General features: G+C 66.2%; 13 protein-coding genes. 6 read left to right on the top strand and 7 right to left on the bottom strand.

Annotation, left to right across the window (positions count from 1 at the left end; translation table 11 throughout):
* The 4 genes from ACPDIT_RS09945 to ACPDIT_RS09930 form a co-directional block, all read right to left on the bottom strand.
* Positions 1–1,875 (bottom strand): HlyD family efflux transporter periplasmic adaptor subunit, encoded by a 1,875-nt coding sequence (locus tag ACPDIT_RS09945; protein WP_423443049.1) that lies wholly within the window; start codon positions 1,873–1,875, stop codon positions 1–3.
* Positions 1,876–1,891: 16 nt separating this feature from the next.
* Positions 1,892–2,656, bottom strand: coding sequence for an efflux RND transporter periplasmic adaptor subunit (locus ACPDIT_RS09940; RefSeq protein WP_423443047.1), 765 nt, complete (start codon positions 2,654–2,656; stop codon positions 1,892–1,894).
* Positions 2,653–4,392 carry a TolC family protein gene (locus tag ACPDIT_RS09935; RefSeq protein WP_423443045.1) on the bottom strand — a complete coding sequence of 580 codons (1,740 nt, stop codon included), beginning with the start codon at positions 4,390–4,392 and terminating at the stop codon, positions 2,653–2,655. The genes ACPDIT_RS09940 and ACPDIT_RS09935 overlap by 4 nt, the downstream gene beginning before the upstream one ends.
* A gap of 114 nt (positions 4,393–4,506) precedes the next feature.
* On the bottom strand, positions 4,507–4,635 hold the full coding sequence (locus tag ACPDIT_RS09930) for a hypothetical protein (protein ID WP_423443044.1): 129 nt from the start codon (positions 4,633–4,635) through the stop codon (positions 4,507–4,509).
* Positions 4,636–4,707: 72 nt separating this feature from the next.
* Between ACPDIT_RS09930 and ACPDIT_RS09925 the strand changes: the two genes are divergently transcribed.
* The gene (locus tag ACPDIT_RS09925; protein ID WP_423443043.1) at positions 4,708–5,265 is read left to right on the top strand and encodes a YqgE/AlgH family protein; all 558 of its coding nucleotides are present in this window, start codon (positions 4,708–4,710) and stop codon (positions 5,263–5,265) included.
* A gap of 149 nt (positions 5,266–5,414) precedes the next feature.
* Here ACPDIT_RS09925 and ACPDIT_RS09920 read toward each other — a convergent pair whose 3' ends face one another.
* The gene (locus tag ACPDIT_RS09920) at positions 5,415–7,253 is read right to left on the bottom strand and encodes a transketolase (RefSeq protein ID WP_423443042.1); all 1,839 of its coding nucleotides are present in this window, start codon (positions 7,251–7,253) and stop codon (positions 5,415–5,417) included.
* Between the two features lie 113 nt (positions 7,254–7,366).
* Between ACPDIT_RS09920 and ACPDIT_RS09915 the strand changes: the two genes are divergently transcribed.
* The 3 genes from ACPDIT_RS09915 (at position 7,367) to ACPDIT_RS09905 (ending at position 10,015) form a co-directional block, all read left to right on the top strand.
* Positions 7,367–8,164 carry a hypothetical protein gene (locus tag ACPDIT_RS09915; RefSeq protein ID WP_423443041.1) on the top strand — a complete coding sequence of 266 codons (798 nt, stop codon included), beginning with the start codon at positions 7,367–7,369 and terminating at the stop codon, positions 8,162–8,164.
* A gap of 68 nt (positions 8,165–8,232) precedes the next feature.
* Positions 8,233–8,568, top strand: coding sequence for an FmdB family zinc ribbon protein (locus ACPDIT_RS09910; protein ID WP_423443040.1), 336 nt, complete (start codon positions 8,233–8,235; stop codon positions 8,566–8,568).
* A gap of 85 nt (positions 8,569–8,653) precedes the next feature.
* Entirely contained in the window at positions 8,654–10,015 is a 1,362-nt protein-coding gene (locus tag ACPDIT_RS09905; RefSeq protein WP_423443039.1) for a hypothetical protein, read from the top strand.
* 89 nt (positions 10,016–10,104) lie between these two features.
* On the opposite strand, the gene ACPDIT_RS09900 is transcribed toward ACPDIT_RS09905, so the two are convergent.
* Complete coding sequence (locus ACPDIT_RS09900; protein ID WP_423443038.1) at positions 10,105–10,872, bottom strand: DUF1361 domain-containing protein; 768 nt, start codon at positions 10,870–10,872, stop codon at positions 10,105–10,107.
* 228 nt (positions 10,873–11,100) lie between these two features.
* On the opposite strand from ACPDIT_RS09900, the gene ACPDIT_RS09895 reads away from it, so the two are divergent.
* The gene (locus tag ACPDIT_RS09895; RefSeq protein ID WP_423443037.1) at positions 11,101–11,577 is read left to right on the top strand and encodes an ACT domain-containing protein; all 477 of its coding nucleotides are present in this window, start codon (positions 11,101–11,103) and stop codon (positions 11,575–11,577) included.
* Positions 11,578–11,599: 22 nt separating this feature from the next.
* Positions 11,600–13,096 (top strand): alpha-amylase family glycosyl hydrolase, encoded by a 1,497-nt coding sequence (locus tag ACPDIT_RS09890; protein WP_423443035.1) that lies wholly within the window; start codon positions 11,600–11,602, stop codon positions 13,094–13,096.
* Positions 13,097–13,142: 46 nt separating this feature from the next.
* Here ACPDIT_RS09890 and ACPDIT_RS09885 read toward each other — a convergent pair whose 3' ends face one another.
* On the bottom strand, positions 13,143–14,666 hold the full coding sequence (locus tag ACPDIT_RS09885) for a PLP-dependent transferase (RefSeq protein WP_423443034.1): 1,524 nt from the start codon (positions 14,664–14,666) through the stop codon (positions 13,143–13,145).
* Between the last annotated feature and the right edge of the window lie 49 nt (positions 14,667–14,715).

Genomic DNA, 14,715 nt, shown 5'->3' with positions numbered 1-14,715 from the left:
TCAGATCCAGAAGAACATGCGCAGGAAGTCCATGGTGCGATGCGTGAGGATCCAGAGGAAGGACCGGCGGCCGACGTGGATCTTGGCCACGCCGGTCATGCCGGGGCGCCACCAATCCGGCACGGGCCCCTCCGGCACGCAGCGGACGAGGAAGACGTTTTGGCCGTCATGGGTTTGGGCCACGGGTTCGATGCGTTCCACGCGAACGGGGAATTTGAGTTTGGGTCGGCTGAGGAAGGCGATTTGTCCCGGGGCTTGGGATTGGACTTCGTGAATGTCGGTCTCGCGGACGCGGCACTCGACGTAAAAGCGGTCGGTGCGCGCGATTTTGAAGAGCGGATCGCCCGGTTTGACCGGCGCGCCCAGGTGTTGCTTCAGGTCCCCTTCCACGACGACGCCATCGAAGGGGCTGGTAAGCGTGGCCAACGCGAGTCGGTGCCGCACCAGGTCGAGTCGGGCCCGGGCCTGTCGCGCTTGTGCCTCCGCGACGCGCATGTCCGCCAACGCCTCACGGGCGCGGGCTTTTTCGGCTTCCCGCAGGGCGCGATCGAGGTCCGCCAGGGCGGCGGCTTCCTCCAGCAGCAAGTCGCGGGTGTCCAGGCGCAGGAGAGGCTCGCCCGCCTGCACCACGTCGCCCACTTCGCGGGGCACCTCGGCGATGTAACCCGCGAAGGGCGCCGTCAGGACGGCCACGTCTTCGGTCCGCAATTGGAACGGCGCCTCGACGCGATAGTCCATGCCGCCAAAGCAGAGCACAGCCAAACCGATCGTCCCGGCCAGGGCAGCAACCTTGGCCCATGTATGTTCGGGTCCCAGCCAGCGTTGCAGGCGCCGCCGGGCCGCCGTGGCCCACCGGGCGCCGAACCAGCGATCGGCTTCGTATCGTTCGGCCAGCCGTCGAACCACCAACTCACTGGTGAGCAGCAGGAGTCGTTGTTCCTCCTCATTGAACGGCCCGGAGGCCCGCTCCAGGGTCAGCACGCCCACCACCCGGCCATCGAGGCGAAGGGGCACCGAACAAAGATGGGCTGTTTTTTGCTCGGCGGCGTATGCGGCGTGATCGCGCGTGATGCGGGGGTCGTTTTCCGGTGCGGGCCAAAGGACCACGTCGTTTTGATCCATGGCCTCTTCCATGGCCTGTTCGAGCCTGCGCACGGCTTCCATTTTTCGCTCGAACCGGTCCGTGTGACTGAGGGCCTGCAAGCGGATGTAGGGCCCCTGGCGCCATCCCAGGGCGACCCGGGTGCACTGGTGTCGGCTGGCCAGATCGTTCACCAGTGTCATCGCCAGCGCCGGGAAGCGCTCGTGGGCGTTGAGCTGGGCCACCAGATCCGTGACGGCAGCCAGGTGCGCCAGTGTCACCTGAGCTTCGGCGGCCTGTCGGCGCAGTTGATAGAGCCGCGGGACGTCGGAGACCAGACGCAAGTGTCGCAACGCCGCAGCCGCCTGGGTCTCGAGCGCAGCCTCCAAGTGATGGACGGTGATGAGTTGTGCGTTTTGATCGGGAAGATCCCATCGGACCGCCAGGGCATACGGGAGAGGTCCGGGCCCGGCACCGTCCAGCGGCGCCAGGGCGGCCTCACGTTGCGAGGCCACGCGTGCCACTTCCGGGGCGGCGCGCAGAAACGCAGGGAGTCCCGGGTGCACGAGGGGCTCTGGAGGCCAGGTGCAGACGCGCTGGACGGGGTCCGACGCGGTCTTGCGGAAGAGAATGCCGCATCGTGCGCCGGCCAGGAGCGTGGTGGTTTCGAGAAACAGGGTCCAGAACTCTTCGGCCGGGCCGGTGAACTCGCGCAGCCGGCCCAGTCGTTCCAGGCCGGCTTGAAATCGCTCGGCGGGGTTGGCCGCCACGGGATTGGAGGTTGCAGTGCTCATGGGACCGTCCCTCGCCTCAACGTTGTGCGGTGGCAGCCGGGAGCAAGTGTCCGGCAACGCCGGGGGCGATGCGCGCCTGCGTGTTGTCAAACAGCACTTTCACCTTGCGCAAACCGCTGGCCGGATCCACCACGGGCGAGAGAAACGTCACGGTGCCGGTGACCTGAATCGGCGCCGGCACGGTCTCCAGGCTCAGCGTGACGGTCTGGCCGGGTTGGATCCTGGCAGACCATGCGGGGTCCACGTTCGCAACGAACCAGGCCTGGCGTGTGTCCACCAGCCGGACCAGGGCCTGATGGGGTTGCACGGCCTCTCCCAACTCCGGCAGGATCTCGGCGACGGTGCCGACGCAAGGGGCCAACAGGCGGCGCCGGTTCAGTTGTTCCTCGGCCATCAGGAACTCGGCGCGGGCGACCTCGTAGTCGGCACGGGCCTTGTCGAGCTCTTCCTTTTTGACCGAGATGCTGTTTTGTTCGAAGAGCCGACGGAGGGCCTCATATTCGCTCTGGCGATGTTCGAGGATCAAGCGGCGTCGTTGACATTCCAGCGCCTCCAATCGGCTGTCGAGTTCGAGCAACACCTGCCCGGCCTCGACGAAGTCGCCCTCGCGAAACGGACGACGACTTACGATGCCGGCGACGGGCAGGCTCAGCGTGCCATCGTAAACGGCCTCGGTGATGCCGGGAGCCGGCTGCAGCGACTGGGGATGGGCCGGGCCGGTCACCGCCAGGCCAACCAGTAACGGCCACCCACGTAACCAAGAGACGCAGCGGAGGTTCATGGTGCTTCGGGTCCGGGGAAAAGCTCACGAGAAAGTGCTTCGCGCGCGCGGCGTTGTTCCGGGGTTTCCCGGCCGGCAGGAGCCGGCGCGCCGGAGGCGGAGTCCGGAATGGGGGCGTAGGCAGGGCCGGGTTCGCGGAGCCAGTGTCGGACCTCCGCCGCCAGGGTTTCGCGGTCCCGCTCGAGTTCGCGCTGGCGCAGGAGTTGCCCGCTGACCAGTTGAACTTCCAGCCAGGCGCGCTGCAACTGGATCTGCGCCTCCACCAACCGATTGCGGGAATCAAAGAGGTCGGCCTCGATTTCAAGCACCTTGCGGCTGTCCAGTTTCCCCGCTTCCAGTCGTGCCAGGGCGGAATCGAGCAGGGTGCGATTGAACTGAACCAGCTTTTCGTAACCCTCGATGCTGCTCTGGGCGGTGCGTAGTTTTTGGAGGGCGGTGTGCAGGGAGTTGCCGATTTGCCGCTCGATCTCCTGCAGGGCCAGTTCGGCGGCCTGGTACTGGAGCCGAGCCGCGGCCAGGTTGTGACGCGCCTTCCAACCCCCGGCGACGGGCAACCGCAATTCCACGCCCACCGACCAACTGGGAAAGTTGGCGGTCTCGATGGCGGCCCAGGAATCCCCCGGGCTCTCTCCCAGGCCGTTGAAACCGTAGCTGCCCACCAGGTTCAGTTCCGGCAATCGTTGATTGCGATTGTACCCGATGCGGTTGGCCTCCTGCAGGACCTTGAATCGCTGGATTTGGTAGTCCGGATTCCATTGCCAGGCCGCCTGCCAGAGCTCCAGCGGGTTCGGCTCCGGTACCCGCTGGGGGGGTGCATCCACCGCACACACGCGGCCGGGCGCCTCGGCCACCGAAAGGGAGCAAAGGGAGAGCACTCGGGCCGCTTCCTCGTCGCGCTTCTGCAGGGCTTCCATCAGGCGGGCACGGCGCAGGGCCACGCCCGCCTCCGCTTCCAGCACATCCAACTGGGAACCGCGTCCGGCCTCCCAGCGCTGGCGATTGTCGTGGAGGATTTTCTCCGCCGTGGCCAGGGATTCCTCGAAAAACCGAACCTGTTCCTGGGCCAGGTAAAGATTCCAGTACGCGGCCTCGGCGGTGGCCAGCGTGACCATCAACTGGCGACGGTATTCGTGGAAGGCGATGTCCGACTCCAGCGCGGCAATCCGCAGGGCGGCCAGGGTGGCGGCCGGACCGGCGTTTTTGAGGAGCGGCTGGGTGACATTGACCCCCACGAAGGTCAGGAACTCTCCGTTGGTCAGGCCCCGGGACAGGAACAGCGGCTGACTTTGAAGATTGTTTTTCAAATCCCGCAGGGTGTAGCCGAGGCGCACCCGGGCGCCACTGGGCAGAAGGCCCTCCAGCCCGCCCTGATAAATGTTGTTCCGCTCGCTGAAGAAGCCGCTGAGGGTGCTGCGCTGCTGCTCGGCGGTGTTCTGGCGTTCGTTGATCTGACGCTGCACCGAGGCGAACAGCTCCGGTTCGAACGCGCCGTATTCGGCGCGGGCGCGGCGCCACGCAGCGCGCGCCTCCAGCCAGCGCGCCTGCAGGGTTTCGTTGGCTTCCACCACCCGCTGCAGGTAGTTGCTGAGCGTCAGTTCCCAAACCTGGCCGGCCCGCTGGGTTGCCCCTGCGGACGCCAACTCCTCAGGAGCGGCCAGTCCGAACGGGATCCAACCGGCCATCCCCAAAAGGAGCCAGGCACAGCGGGCAATGTAACGTCGGGCTGTTCCCTTCACGGGAGCGCAAGTTGGCACAGCCCCGCACGGGTGACAATTCCGGCCAACTACGGACCCTCTCCGGTGCGTTCCGGAGAGTCCACCTGTCGCCGCCGGCACGGTCGCGCGGCCGGGTCAGCGCACCGGCACCCAACCCTTCCCCGGGCGGTATTCACGGCTGCCCTCCGGTTGCGGACATCGGCAGCCCGTCACCGCGCCCCACAAAACCAGCAGCAGCAGCCATCCCAGGATTCGGCTCCGCATGCCGCCAATCTAAACCGGATTGTCACCGGCGCAAGATTGGGCGACATTCTCGGCAGAGAAACACAACGTGCCATGGCGGCTCCGAAATCGCTGAAAGGACACCTGCTGCTGGACAGCGGGCAGTTGAGCGGATCGTTTTTCGCCCGCACCGTGATCCTCATTTGCCAACACGACGAGGACGGTGCGTTCGGTCTGGTCTTGAATCGCCCCACCGGAACGCGCGTGGGCGACGCGCTGGTGGCGGACCTGCCCGAGTTCCTCAAGGAGCAGCCGCTCTATCTGGGCGGTCCGGTGCAACCCACCGCCATGAGTTTTCTGCACAGCGACCTGTATTTGCCCGATGCCAACGTGATGCCCAACCTCAGCCTGGGTCATTCCCTGGATGAGCTCATGGAGCTGGGCGAATCCTTTTCTGCCACCAAGAGGATCAAACTCTTTGCCGGGTACTCCGGATGGGCGCCCGGGCAATTGGAGGACGAGCTTCGTCGGAAGGCCTGGTTGACTCATCCGGCTTCGTTGGACCTGGTGTTCGCGGAGGATACCAGCACGCTGTGGGCCCGGATCCTGCGGCAGAAAGGCTGGCGTTACCAGTTACTGGCGCAGATTCCGGACGACCCCACCCTGAACTGAACACGGGCCGGCTGCACGGGCGCGCGGGGCCCGTGTGCCCCGGAGCCCGTTCAGGGAAGAGAGAGCAAAACGGACGACCGCGGGGGGGGGCGGCGCCGAAATCCGCTGCCGCGGTTGGCTCCCCGGCAGCGTCGTAAGAGAGGGGCCCCTCAGGCCAGGGCACGGACCTTGGCAGCGATCGCCTCGGCGTTGATCCCGTAGCGGGCCAGGAGTTCCTCGGGCTTGCCGGATCGGGGCAGTTCGCGGACGGCCAGTTTGTGCACCTGGACACCCTGCGCGCTGAGTTCACCCGCCACGGCGTCGCCCAACCCGCCCTCTGCGTAGTGATCCTCCACTGTGACCACGCGATTTCCGGTTTTGCGGGCCGCGGCCAGGATGACCTCGGAGGCCAGGGGCTTGATGCTGTAGGCGTCGATGACAGTAATGCCAATGCCCTGCGCCGCCAGAAGGTCGGCCGCCTTGAGGGCTTCGTGCAAGGTCACGCCGGCAGCCACCACCGTCACCCGGTCCCCGTCCTTTTGGCGCAACACCTTCGCCCCGCCGACGGGGAATTCCTCCTCGTTGTTGTAAATCACCGGTGTTTTGGGCCGGGAGGTGCGCAGGTAACAAAGTCCGCGCCGCAGGGCCATTTGCTCGACCAGTTTTTCCGCGCTGACCGCATCGGAGGGGTACAACACGGTCGAACCGGCCACCGCCCGCATCATGGCCAGGTCTTCCAATCCCATCTGGGAGGGTCCGTCCTCGCCGATGCTGACTCCCACATGCGATCCGACCAGCTTGATGTTGGCCTGGGAAATGCCGGCGACCCGGATGTGGTCGTAAGCGCGCGTGAAAAAGCAGGCGAACGTCGAGGCAAACGGCACAAACCCGCGCGTGCTGAATCCGACGGCCACCGCCACCAGGTTCTGCTCGGCGATGTAGCACTCGTAATAGCGGTCGGGAAACTTCCTGGCGAAGCGTTCGGCAAACGTGGAGTTCTTGGTGTCGCCGTCCATGGCCACGATCCGCAGGTCCACCTCGCCCATTCGGGCCAGCGCGTTGCCGTAGGCTTCGCGGGTGGCCACCATCTGTCCCCGCTCATACTGGACCGGCGGGTAGGCGGAGGGGGCCGGTCGCTCGGGCGGTGAAAGGGGCGAGGGCGGCGGGATGGCAACACCGGCGGCCGGGCGCGCCGATGGCACCAATTCTGCGATGGCCCGGGCGGCCTCGTCCTTGTTCAGCGGCTTGCCGTGCCACCCGTCCCGGTCCTGCAGGAACGACACTCCGGCGCCCTTGTAGGTGCGCGCCAGGATGCAAAGCGGTTGATCTCCGAGCCCCACACCGCCCAGGACCTCCATGATCTCCTCCAGATCATGACCGTCGACGTCCTCCACCCGCCAGCCAAAGGCTTCGAAGCGGCGGCGGTAGGTGACCAGGTCGTGTCCAAAGGCCGTGGCTTCGCTTTGCCCCAACCGGTTCACGTCCACGATCCCGATGAGGTTGTTGAGCTTGCGGATGCCGGCCAGGGAGGCCGCCTCCCAAACCGCGCCTTCGGCGATTTCGCCGTCCCCCATCAGCACGTAGGTGCGGTAATCCAGGCCGTTCTGGCGCGCCGCCAGCGCCATGCCCACGCCGATGCCCAGGCCCTGTCCCAACGAGCCGGTGGCCACGTCCACGAACGGCAGCCGTGGCGTGGGATGCCCCTCCAGGTCCGAGGTGATCTGCCGCAACTGGCCCAACTGCTCCACCGGGAACAGGCCGGCCTCGGCCCAGGCGGCATACAACAGCGGGGCCGCGTGGCCCTTGGACAGGATGAAACGGTCGTTGTTGGGATGCCGCGGGTTCTTCGGGTCATACCGCATGTGACCGAAGAACAGCGCTGCCACCAGCTCCGCTGCCGACAGGCAGGAAGTCGGGTGCCCGCTGCCCGCGGCCGTCGTGGCGGTGATGCAGTGAATCCGCAACTGATTTGCGATTCCCCTCAGCAGTTCCAGGTCCGTCTCAATCATGCGGCCGCCGAACATAAGCCACCGCACCGCAGAGGGAAAGAATGAAATTGCGTTGCCAGCCGTGTGCGAGGGGCTTGCCAAAACCGGCCGGGACCGGCATTGTCGGAGCAATTATGAAAACCAAGGTCGTAGTGGTGGTGCTGGCTCTGGTGGCCGTGGCACTGGCGATCAGCCTGTGGGTCACCCGGCAAAAGGCCCGGGAAGAGCAGCAAAAGGCCACGGAGGCGATTTTGTATCACTCGAACCGCTGGGTAACGGCCGAGGGCAGTTTGGAGAGCGAACGTCGGCGCAGCGGGGAGTTGGAACGGCAATTGGCGGATCAGCGCCAGGCGCTGACGCAGTTGACCAACGAATTCACCCTGTTGTCCACACGACTCCAGCAAACCGAGGGCGCGTTATCCGAGACCCGCAACCAGCTGGAGTCGACGCGACAGACCCTGGCGCAGCGCGAAGCCCGCATTGCGGAGCTGGAGTCGCAGCGCAACGAGCTGGATCAGCGCGCCCAGGAACTGACCCTCGCGCTGACCAATCTCACCCAGCAGATCGAGGAGGTGCGGCGCCGGCTGGCCGCCGCCGAGGGCGACAAGGCTTTCCTGGAGCAGGAACTCAAACGGTTGCTGGCGGAAAAGGCGGAACTGGAGCGCCAGTTCAACGATCTGGAAACGCTGCGCGCCCAGGTCGCCAAACTCAAAGAGGAACTCAACCTGGCCCGCCGGCTGGAATGGATCCGACGCGGTTTGTTGGGCGGACCCGAGGTGCGCGGAGCCACTCTGCTCATGCGGGGACCCGCACCGCGGAAGCCGGCGGCCACGGAAAAGTATGATTTGAACGTCGAGGTGAGCGCCGACGGCACGGTGCGGGTGATCCCGCCGGCAACCAACGCGCCGGCCACCAACCCGCCGGCGCAATAAGCCGGGCTGTCCCCCGGAGCCTCCATCCCCGCGCCGGCCCACGGTGCCAGCGACAGGGAGGATTGTCCATGCCGACCTACGAATACATTTGCGAGAAGTGCGGACACCGGTTCGAGACGTTCCAGTCGATCACGGAACCGCCCTTGACCACGTGTCCCAAGGAACTTTGTGGTCGAAAGCGTTGGGGCAAGGGCCGCGTCAAACGCGCCATCAGCGGCGGTGCCGGTCTGCTGTTCAAGGGCAGCGGGTTTTACATCACGGATTATCGCAGCGAAAGTTACAAACAGGCGGCCAAGCGGGAAGCCGCCGCCGCCTCGGGTGGCGATGGTCAGAGCGGCAAATCCGCCGCCAAGAGCGGCGAGAGCAAGCCGTCCGGCGCCTCCTCGGGCAACGGAAAATCCTAGGCCCGGTTCGGCTCGGGACCTGGCGGGATCCCGCCGTTCCTGCCGGTCCCTTCTCCAGGGCTGCTGGACCGCCGGCCTGCTGCTGTTGTGGAGTGCATGGCCGGCCCCCCCGCAGACCCCTTCCAGCTCCGGCGGCCACCCCGTCCTGGTCAGCCAGTCCGGCCAGTTTGTGGTCAGTCGCCCGTGGACCCGGCCCTTGCCGCCCGACCTGGCGGCGTTCGCGACAAACCCCACGCATCTGCGCCTCGAGCCGGCGCTGTTGGTGGTCAGCTGCGAACGGACCCGCCAGCGCCTGAGCCACGAACTGGGCGGATTGCCACCGTATCGGGACCGCATTCACCTGACCCTGGTCCCGGCCCGGGGCCCCGCCGAGACCCTCACGCTGCTGGCGGATCGCTTTCCGGGCGGTTGGAAATACCGCCTGGCCGTGCCGGAAGTGGTGGGCCGGCGGCGGCTATTGGAAACTTTGGTGCACGTCATCCTGCTGGAGGTCGCCAACCAATCGGCCGGCGACATCTCCACCGACCTTCCGGCCTGGCTGATCGCCGGCCTGGCCGGCCGATTGCAGACCTTGGCCGAAGAAGAACTGTTGTTCCCTCCGCCGTCCGATCCGGGCGCACCCGTGGCCATCCGCCGCACCCTCGTCGAGCGAAAGCGCTACGATCCGCTGGTCCGCGTCCGGCCAATCCTTCAAGAGCAGGGGCCCCTGAGCTGGCAGGAGTTGTGCTGGCCCGGAGTGCAAGGGGCTGACGGCCCTGAAACCGACCGTTATCGTGCGAGTGCGGAGCTGTTGTTACACGAGCTTCTGCGACTCCCCAAAGGCCCCCAACACCTGGCCGGCTTCGTTACCCATCGGGCGCGATTCCTCAACTGGCAGGCGGCGTTCTTGGACGTTTTCCAGGACCACTTCCCCCGGCTCCTGGACGTGGAAAAATGGTGGGCCCTGCAGCTGGCCCTTTATGAACGTGGCGATCCCCAAAGCCCGGCTCCACTCCCGAACTCCTGGGCCGCCCTGCAGGAAACAGTGCGTGTCCCGGCCGAAGTCCGCACGTCGTCGGCCGAGTTGCCTCAATTCACCACAAACCTGACGTTGCAAACGGTCATTCGAGAGTGGGACTGGTCCGCCCAGCGACAAGCACTGACTGCTTGCCTGGTCCGGCTGGAATCCCTCCGGGCCAGCGTGCCCTGGGAGGCGCAAGTCGTGGCTGCGGCCTATGTCCAAACCTTGCGGGCCTATCTGGAGCAGCGCCCGAGGGCTGAGGTCTCCACGCCTGCGGCCGGCCTGACTCGACCCTCGTTGATCCGACTCCTCCGGGACACCTTGCAACAACTGGACGCCCTGGACGCCGAAGTCGCCGCCCGCTTGCAACCCCCCTCGAGCGCCGCGGGTCGGGCCGGGTCTTCGGCAGGTCCTGCCGCGGCAGCCAAGGCCCGCCCCGCCCCGTAGGCCCGGACCGCGGCGGACGCGGCTCAACTTCCACGAACCGGGTTCTCTCCGCGCATGTCCGCAGGCAGGCGATTCACCACCGCAACCATCTAGGAGCTTGTCCGCCCGCCTCCGAGAGTTGGTTTTTCAGCCGTCGGCGCGTTTTCGCTGCAAGTGGGTCGCTCGACAAAAACCCCTTGCGCCAGGCTGTGGACCAGCACGTACGAAATCCCCACAACCGCCGCAAAGCCCAACGGGAACCCCGGCGCTTCCGGGTTTCGACCCATCTGAAGGATCCACTGGGACAGCCCCTGCCAAAAACCGGGCGGATGCAACAGCACGTCCCAACTGTGCAGCCGCAACACCCGGCCCAGGTAAACCCCCACACCCGCTGCCAACCACGCCAAACTGCAGAAGCCCCAGCCCGCCACCGACCCCCACCACGATGCGACCCGAGCATGCATCACGCGCAACGAGGCCAGCCCCGCCATCCATCCCGCCACTGCACAGCCCAGAATCAAAGAAAAGTCCACCCAGTACTGCCCCGCCGGCGCCCGATGGGCGTGAATGAGGTCGGTAAAGAGGTACGGTGCATTCGGAAAAAACAGCAGCCACAGGACCCCGGTGGCGCCCGTGCAGGCCCAGCGCACCGCAGAGGAACGGATTCGCCCGGCCAGTTCCATCGCCCGCGCAAATCCCAAAGGCACCCAGGCGAGGAACAGGTTCCACCACAGCAGCCGATAATGCGTCTGGCCCGTCTGAAGGATCCGCAGCCCCACCCACAGACAACAGGCCGCGCTGCACAAGAACAGGGTTCGGTCCGCGCCGAACCCGCGCAGCCGAGGCCCTTGCAGACGGGAGACTCTCGAGGCTCTCACGGGCGCGTTCACTCAGCGGAATTGGACCTGCGGAACCTCGCCGCCGTTCAACACGCCCCCGCTTTCCTCCGGCTCGCGTGGATGACCCGGGAGCCGGCACCCTGCAGGGCTTCGGACGGCGCTCGATCCGGATATCGGCGTGCCTTCGCCTCCCGCTTGAAATCGCCCCGGCCCCTGAGCCGTGCGACCAACTGGTTCGGTCCTGCCCTTTGTGCTAGAGTGCGTGGCGTGAAAGCGCGCACATCCAGCCACAGGTCCACCGGAGGTCTGATGCACATCACCAAGCAACTGGCCATTTTTCTGGAGAATCGACCCGGCACGTTGGCCCGCGTCTGCGACGCCCTGGCCGAGGCCGGCATCAACATCTATGCCATTTCCACCAGCGACACCGTGGACCACACCGTGATTCGGATGGTTGTCAGTGATTATCGCAAGGCCCTCCACGTGTTCGAGGAACGCGGCACCCTGGTGGTGGAAGATGATGTCCTGCTCGTAGAAGGACCCAACCAACCCGGTAGCCTGGCGCGCATCGCCCACGCTCTGGCGGATGCCGGCGTGAACATCGAGTATGCGTATTGCGCCACTGCCCCCAACCAGAAAAAAGGACTTCTGGTTCTGCGCGTCAACGATGCCCAAAAGGCGCTGAAAGCGCTCAATCTCCTGTCCGCCTCTCGCCCCCGCCGCAAGGGAACCGCCGCGGCCTGAGGAACAACGCCCTGCCCACGGCATGCCGTTCCTCTACGAGATTCCCACCCGCTGCTGGCTGCGGGAGATGCAGACCGTGCCGCAGCGCCCTGCCACGCTGGCCGACGTACCCGAGGCCCATCTGCGTCAATGGCGCGAACGTGGCGTGACACACGTGTGGCTGATGGGGCTCTGGCCCACCGGACCCCGGGCACGTCAGATTGCGCTGGAGCATCCCGACCTGCGGTTGGTTTACGACAATGTCCTGCCCGGCTGGCGGCCGGAGGACGTGGGCGGTTCGCCCTACGCCCCTGCGGGCTATCAAGTGCCCGAAGCATTCGGCGGGGATGCCGCTCTCCTCGCATTTCGGAAGCGTCTGAACTCGCTGGGCATCCGGCTCATCCTGGATTTCATCCCCAACCACGTGGGCGTGGACCATCCGTGGGTACAGGAGCACCCGGAATACTTTGTCCGCAGCTCCCTCGAACGCCCCGGCTCTTTCCCATGGCCGATGGCTCCCCCGGGCGCGGCAGCGCCCCCCGCCCCGCGCGTCTGGTTGGCTCACGGCCGCGATCCCTACTTTCCGCCATGGACGGACACCGCCCAACTCGATTTGCGCAACCCGGCGACCCGGCGGGCCCTGATCGAGGCCCTGTTGCACGTGGCCGAACGTTGTGACGGGGTCCGATGCGACATGGCGATGCTGGTGCTGTCCGATGTTTTCGCGCGGACGTGGGCCGATTGGCCGTACCCCGAACCGGCCGCCCCTGGAGAATTCTGGCCGGAGGCCATCGAAACCGTCCGCCGCAAGCATCCGGATTTTCAGTTTCTGGCCGAAGTGTACTGGGGGTTGGAAGCCCGGCTCCAATCGTTGGGCTTCGACTACACCTACGACAAGGTGCTGTATGACCTTTTGGTGCACGGGCCCGGCCCGCGCGTGCAACAACACCTGCTCACGTTGCCGCCCAACCTGCTGGCCGGCGGCATTCATTTCCTGGAGAACCACGACGAGCCCCGTGCGGCCGCGGTGTTTCCCCCGGACCGCCACCGCGCAGCGCTCTGGATTGCCTGGTCCCTTCCCGGTCTGCGGTTCCTGTACCAGGGGCAGGAGACCGGTGCTCGTGTCCGTCTTCCGGTCCAGCTGCAACGCCGCCCGCCGGAGCCTCCCGATCCCACCGTGCAGCGCATCTACGCGGAGGCCCTGCAGATCATCCAGGAAGCTCGAGTTGGCCATGGACACCCATCCGTCCTCACCCCCCGCGCTGCCTGGCCCGACAACCCCAGTGGTTTGAACTTCGTCCTGATCACCTGGGTGCAGGCCCCCGATCGCTTCACTCTCGTGGCGGTCAACTACGCGCCGCATCCGGGCCAGTGCTATGCTCCCTGGCCGCCTCAGGCCGGCCATGCCACGGAGTGGCAGGTGCGGGAACACTGCGCCGGTTGGACCGACCGCCGCCAGGGATCCGAACTTGCCCAACGCGGGATTTATCTGGACCTGCCCGCCTGGGGCGTACAGGTGCTGACCTTCGAGAGCATCTGATTCGGTCGGCTCCGCTCGGGCAGCCGCTGGGCAGAGCCCGGTCCCTTCAACCCACGACGGTCGGTGTGCTCGCCTGCGGCGCGCCCCGGGGTTCCCCCGGCCCCGTAGCTGCGTCCAGCGCACGCTCCAGGCGCGACCACAACTCTTGCGGATCCTCCAATCCGACCGAGAGGCGAATGAGATACCGGGACACCCCGCAGGCCTCCGCCCAGTCGAGTTCCAAGTAATGGGCCAACAAGGTAAACGGACAAGCCAACGTGAACACGGTGCCCAGGCTCGGCCCTTTGCAGACCTCCAGCCGGTCGTAGATTAGCGGCGCCGTCTCCGCCGCGCGCCGCGGCAGGAACGTGACCAACGCGCCCCATCCGCCTCCCGGCCGCCGCACGGCCTCATACGCCTCTGCGCATTCCCATTTCGGATACCAAACCCGCTCCACCGCGGGGTGCTGCCGCAACCGTTCCGCGATCCACAACCCGTGCGCGTTGTGCCGGGCCATGCGCCGGGGAAAATCCCGACCCGAGGCCACCAACACGGCCGCGTCTTCGCCCCAGACCGTCTCCGGGTTTTGGGCCCGCAGGGCTTCTCGAAGCCGGTGGTGCCAGGGCGAATGCGGCGACACGATCACGGCCCCGCCCATGACATCGCAGGTGCCGGCGATGAATTTGGTCAGGCTCGTGGCAATCAGATCCGCATGCGGGAGCAAATCGACATTGAAGGGCGTGGCCACGACATCATCGGCGACCAACGGCACTCCATGTTCCCGAAGCAAGGGGACGATCCGGCGAACATCCGCGGAGCCCAGCAGCGGGTTACCCGGCAGTTCACAAAAACAGCCAGCGATTCGCTGCCGGGCCAACAACGTTTCCAGCTGTTCGGACGCAGTACGCAGGTCATGCAGGAGCACCGCCCCGGCCCCGAACTTTTCCTGCAGCTTCAGCGTGTCCACGTACGGAAAGCCGATCTGGACCGTGGGCAGGCCCGGGTGCAGAAGTTGCACCACCTGCAAGGCAGCCCATTGAGCCGCCATCCCCGTGGGCGTCAGAAACACATCGTCCACCTCGCACCCGTACCACGTGGCCAGCATGCAGCGCAGACTTTGGCGAATCTCCCCGGACTCCGGAGGCTCGCCACGTTCGGCCAACACCGCTTCCGCCTGCCGGGTCGAAACAATGCGTCCGGTGTGCTGCCAAAACGCCTTTAGCGCCGGAAATCCCTCCTCATGGGTCACCACGCCCGTCACCGACCCCCACGCCCGAAGCTCCGTGGGTGCGCCCGTTTGCCGCCGCACAAAAGCCGCAGCCGCCTCCGCCGCGGCACGGGAGGGAAACGGCAAACCAACTCCCCCGTCTCCGGCCAACCGTTCCGCCAGGGCCAGGATCGGCCGCTGAAACACAAAGCGCGGATAACCGGCTTGCAGCCGTTCCATCACCTCGGGTCGCTTCTCCTCGTAACCCACCACGTCCTCCCACCGCGGCAACGCCACGGAAACGGCGTGGGGCAGAGGCGGAAGCGGACGCCCCAGGCATTCCGGCTCCCACAGGGGGTGCCGCAGTAAATCGTAAGCGCTCATACCCACCACAAGCGTTCGTTGAAGCCCACCTTAGCCCGATCCTGGTCAC

The organism is Limisphaera sp. VF-2, assembly GCF_049537125.1.
GTDB lineage: Bacteria > Verrucomicrobiota > Verrucomicrobiia > Limisphaerales > Limisphaeraceae > Limisphaera.
This window is presented reverse-complemented; position numbering and strand designations above follow the sequence as displayed.

What these genes read in the sequence shown, in the direction of transcription:
- ACPDIT_RS09920 (WP_423443042.1), bottom strand. Translation starts at nt 7,253, where the DNA reads ATGATTGAGACGGACCTGGAACTGCTGAGGGGAATCGCAAATCAGTTG.
- ACPDIT_RS09925 (WP_423443043.1), top strand. Translation starts at nt 4,708, where the DNA reads ATGGCGGCTCCGAAATCGCTGAAAGGACACCTGCTGCTGGACAGCGGG.
- ACPDIT_RS09915 (WP_423443041.1), top strand. Translation starts at nt 7,367, where the DNA reads ATGAAAACCAAGGTCGTAGTGGTGGTGCTGGCTCTGGTGGCCGTGGCA.
- ACPDIT_RS09940 (WP_423443047.1), bottom strand. Translation starts at nt 2,656, where the DNA reads ATGAACCTCCGCTGCGTCTCTTGGTTACGTGGGTGGCCGTTACTGGTT.
- ACPDIT_RS09885 (WP_423443034.1), bottom strand. Translation starts at nt 14,666, where the DNA reads ATGAGCGCTTACGATTTACTGCGGCACCCCCTGTGGGAGCCGGAATGC.
- ACPDIT_RS09930 (WP_423443044.1), bottom strand. Translation starts at nt 4,635, where the DNA reads ATGCGGAGCCGAATCCTGGGATGGCTGCTGCTGCTGGTTTTGTGGGGC.
- ACPDIT_RS09945 (WP_423443049.1), bottom strand. Translation starts at nt 1,875, where the DNA reads ATGAGCACTGCAACCTCCAATCCCGTGGCGGCCAACCCCGCCGAGCGA.
- ACPDIT_RS09890 (WP_423443035.1), top strand. Translation starts at nt 11,600, where the DNA reads ATGCCGTTCCTCTACGAGATTCCCACCCGCTGCTGGCTGCGGGAGATG.
- ACPDIT_RS09910 (WP_423443040.1), top strand. Translation starts at nt 8,233, where the DNA reads ATGCCGACCTACGAATACATTTGCGAGAAGTGCGGACACCGGTTCGAG.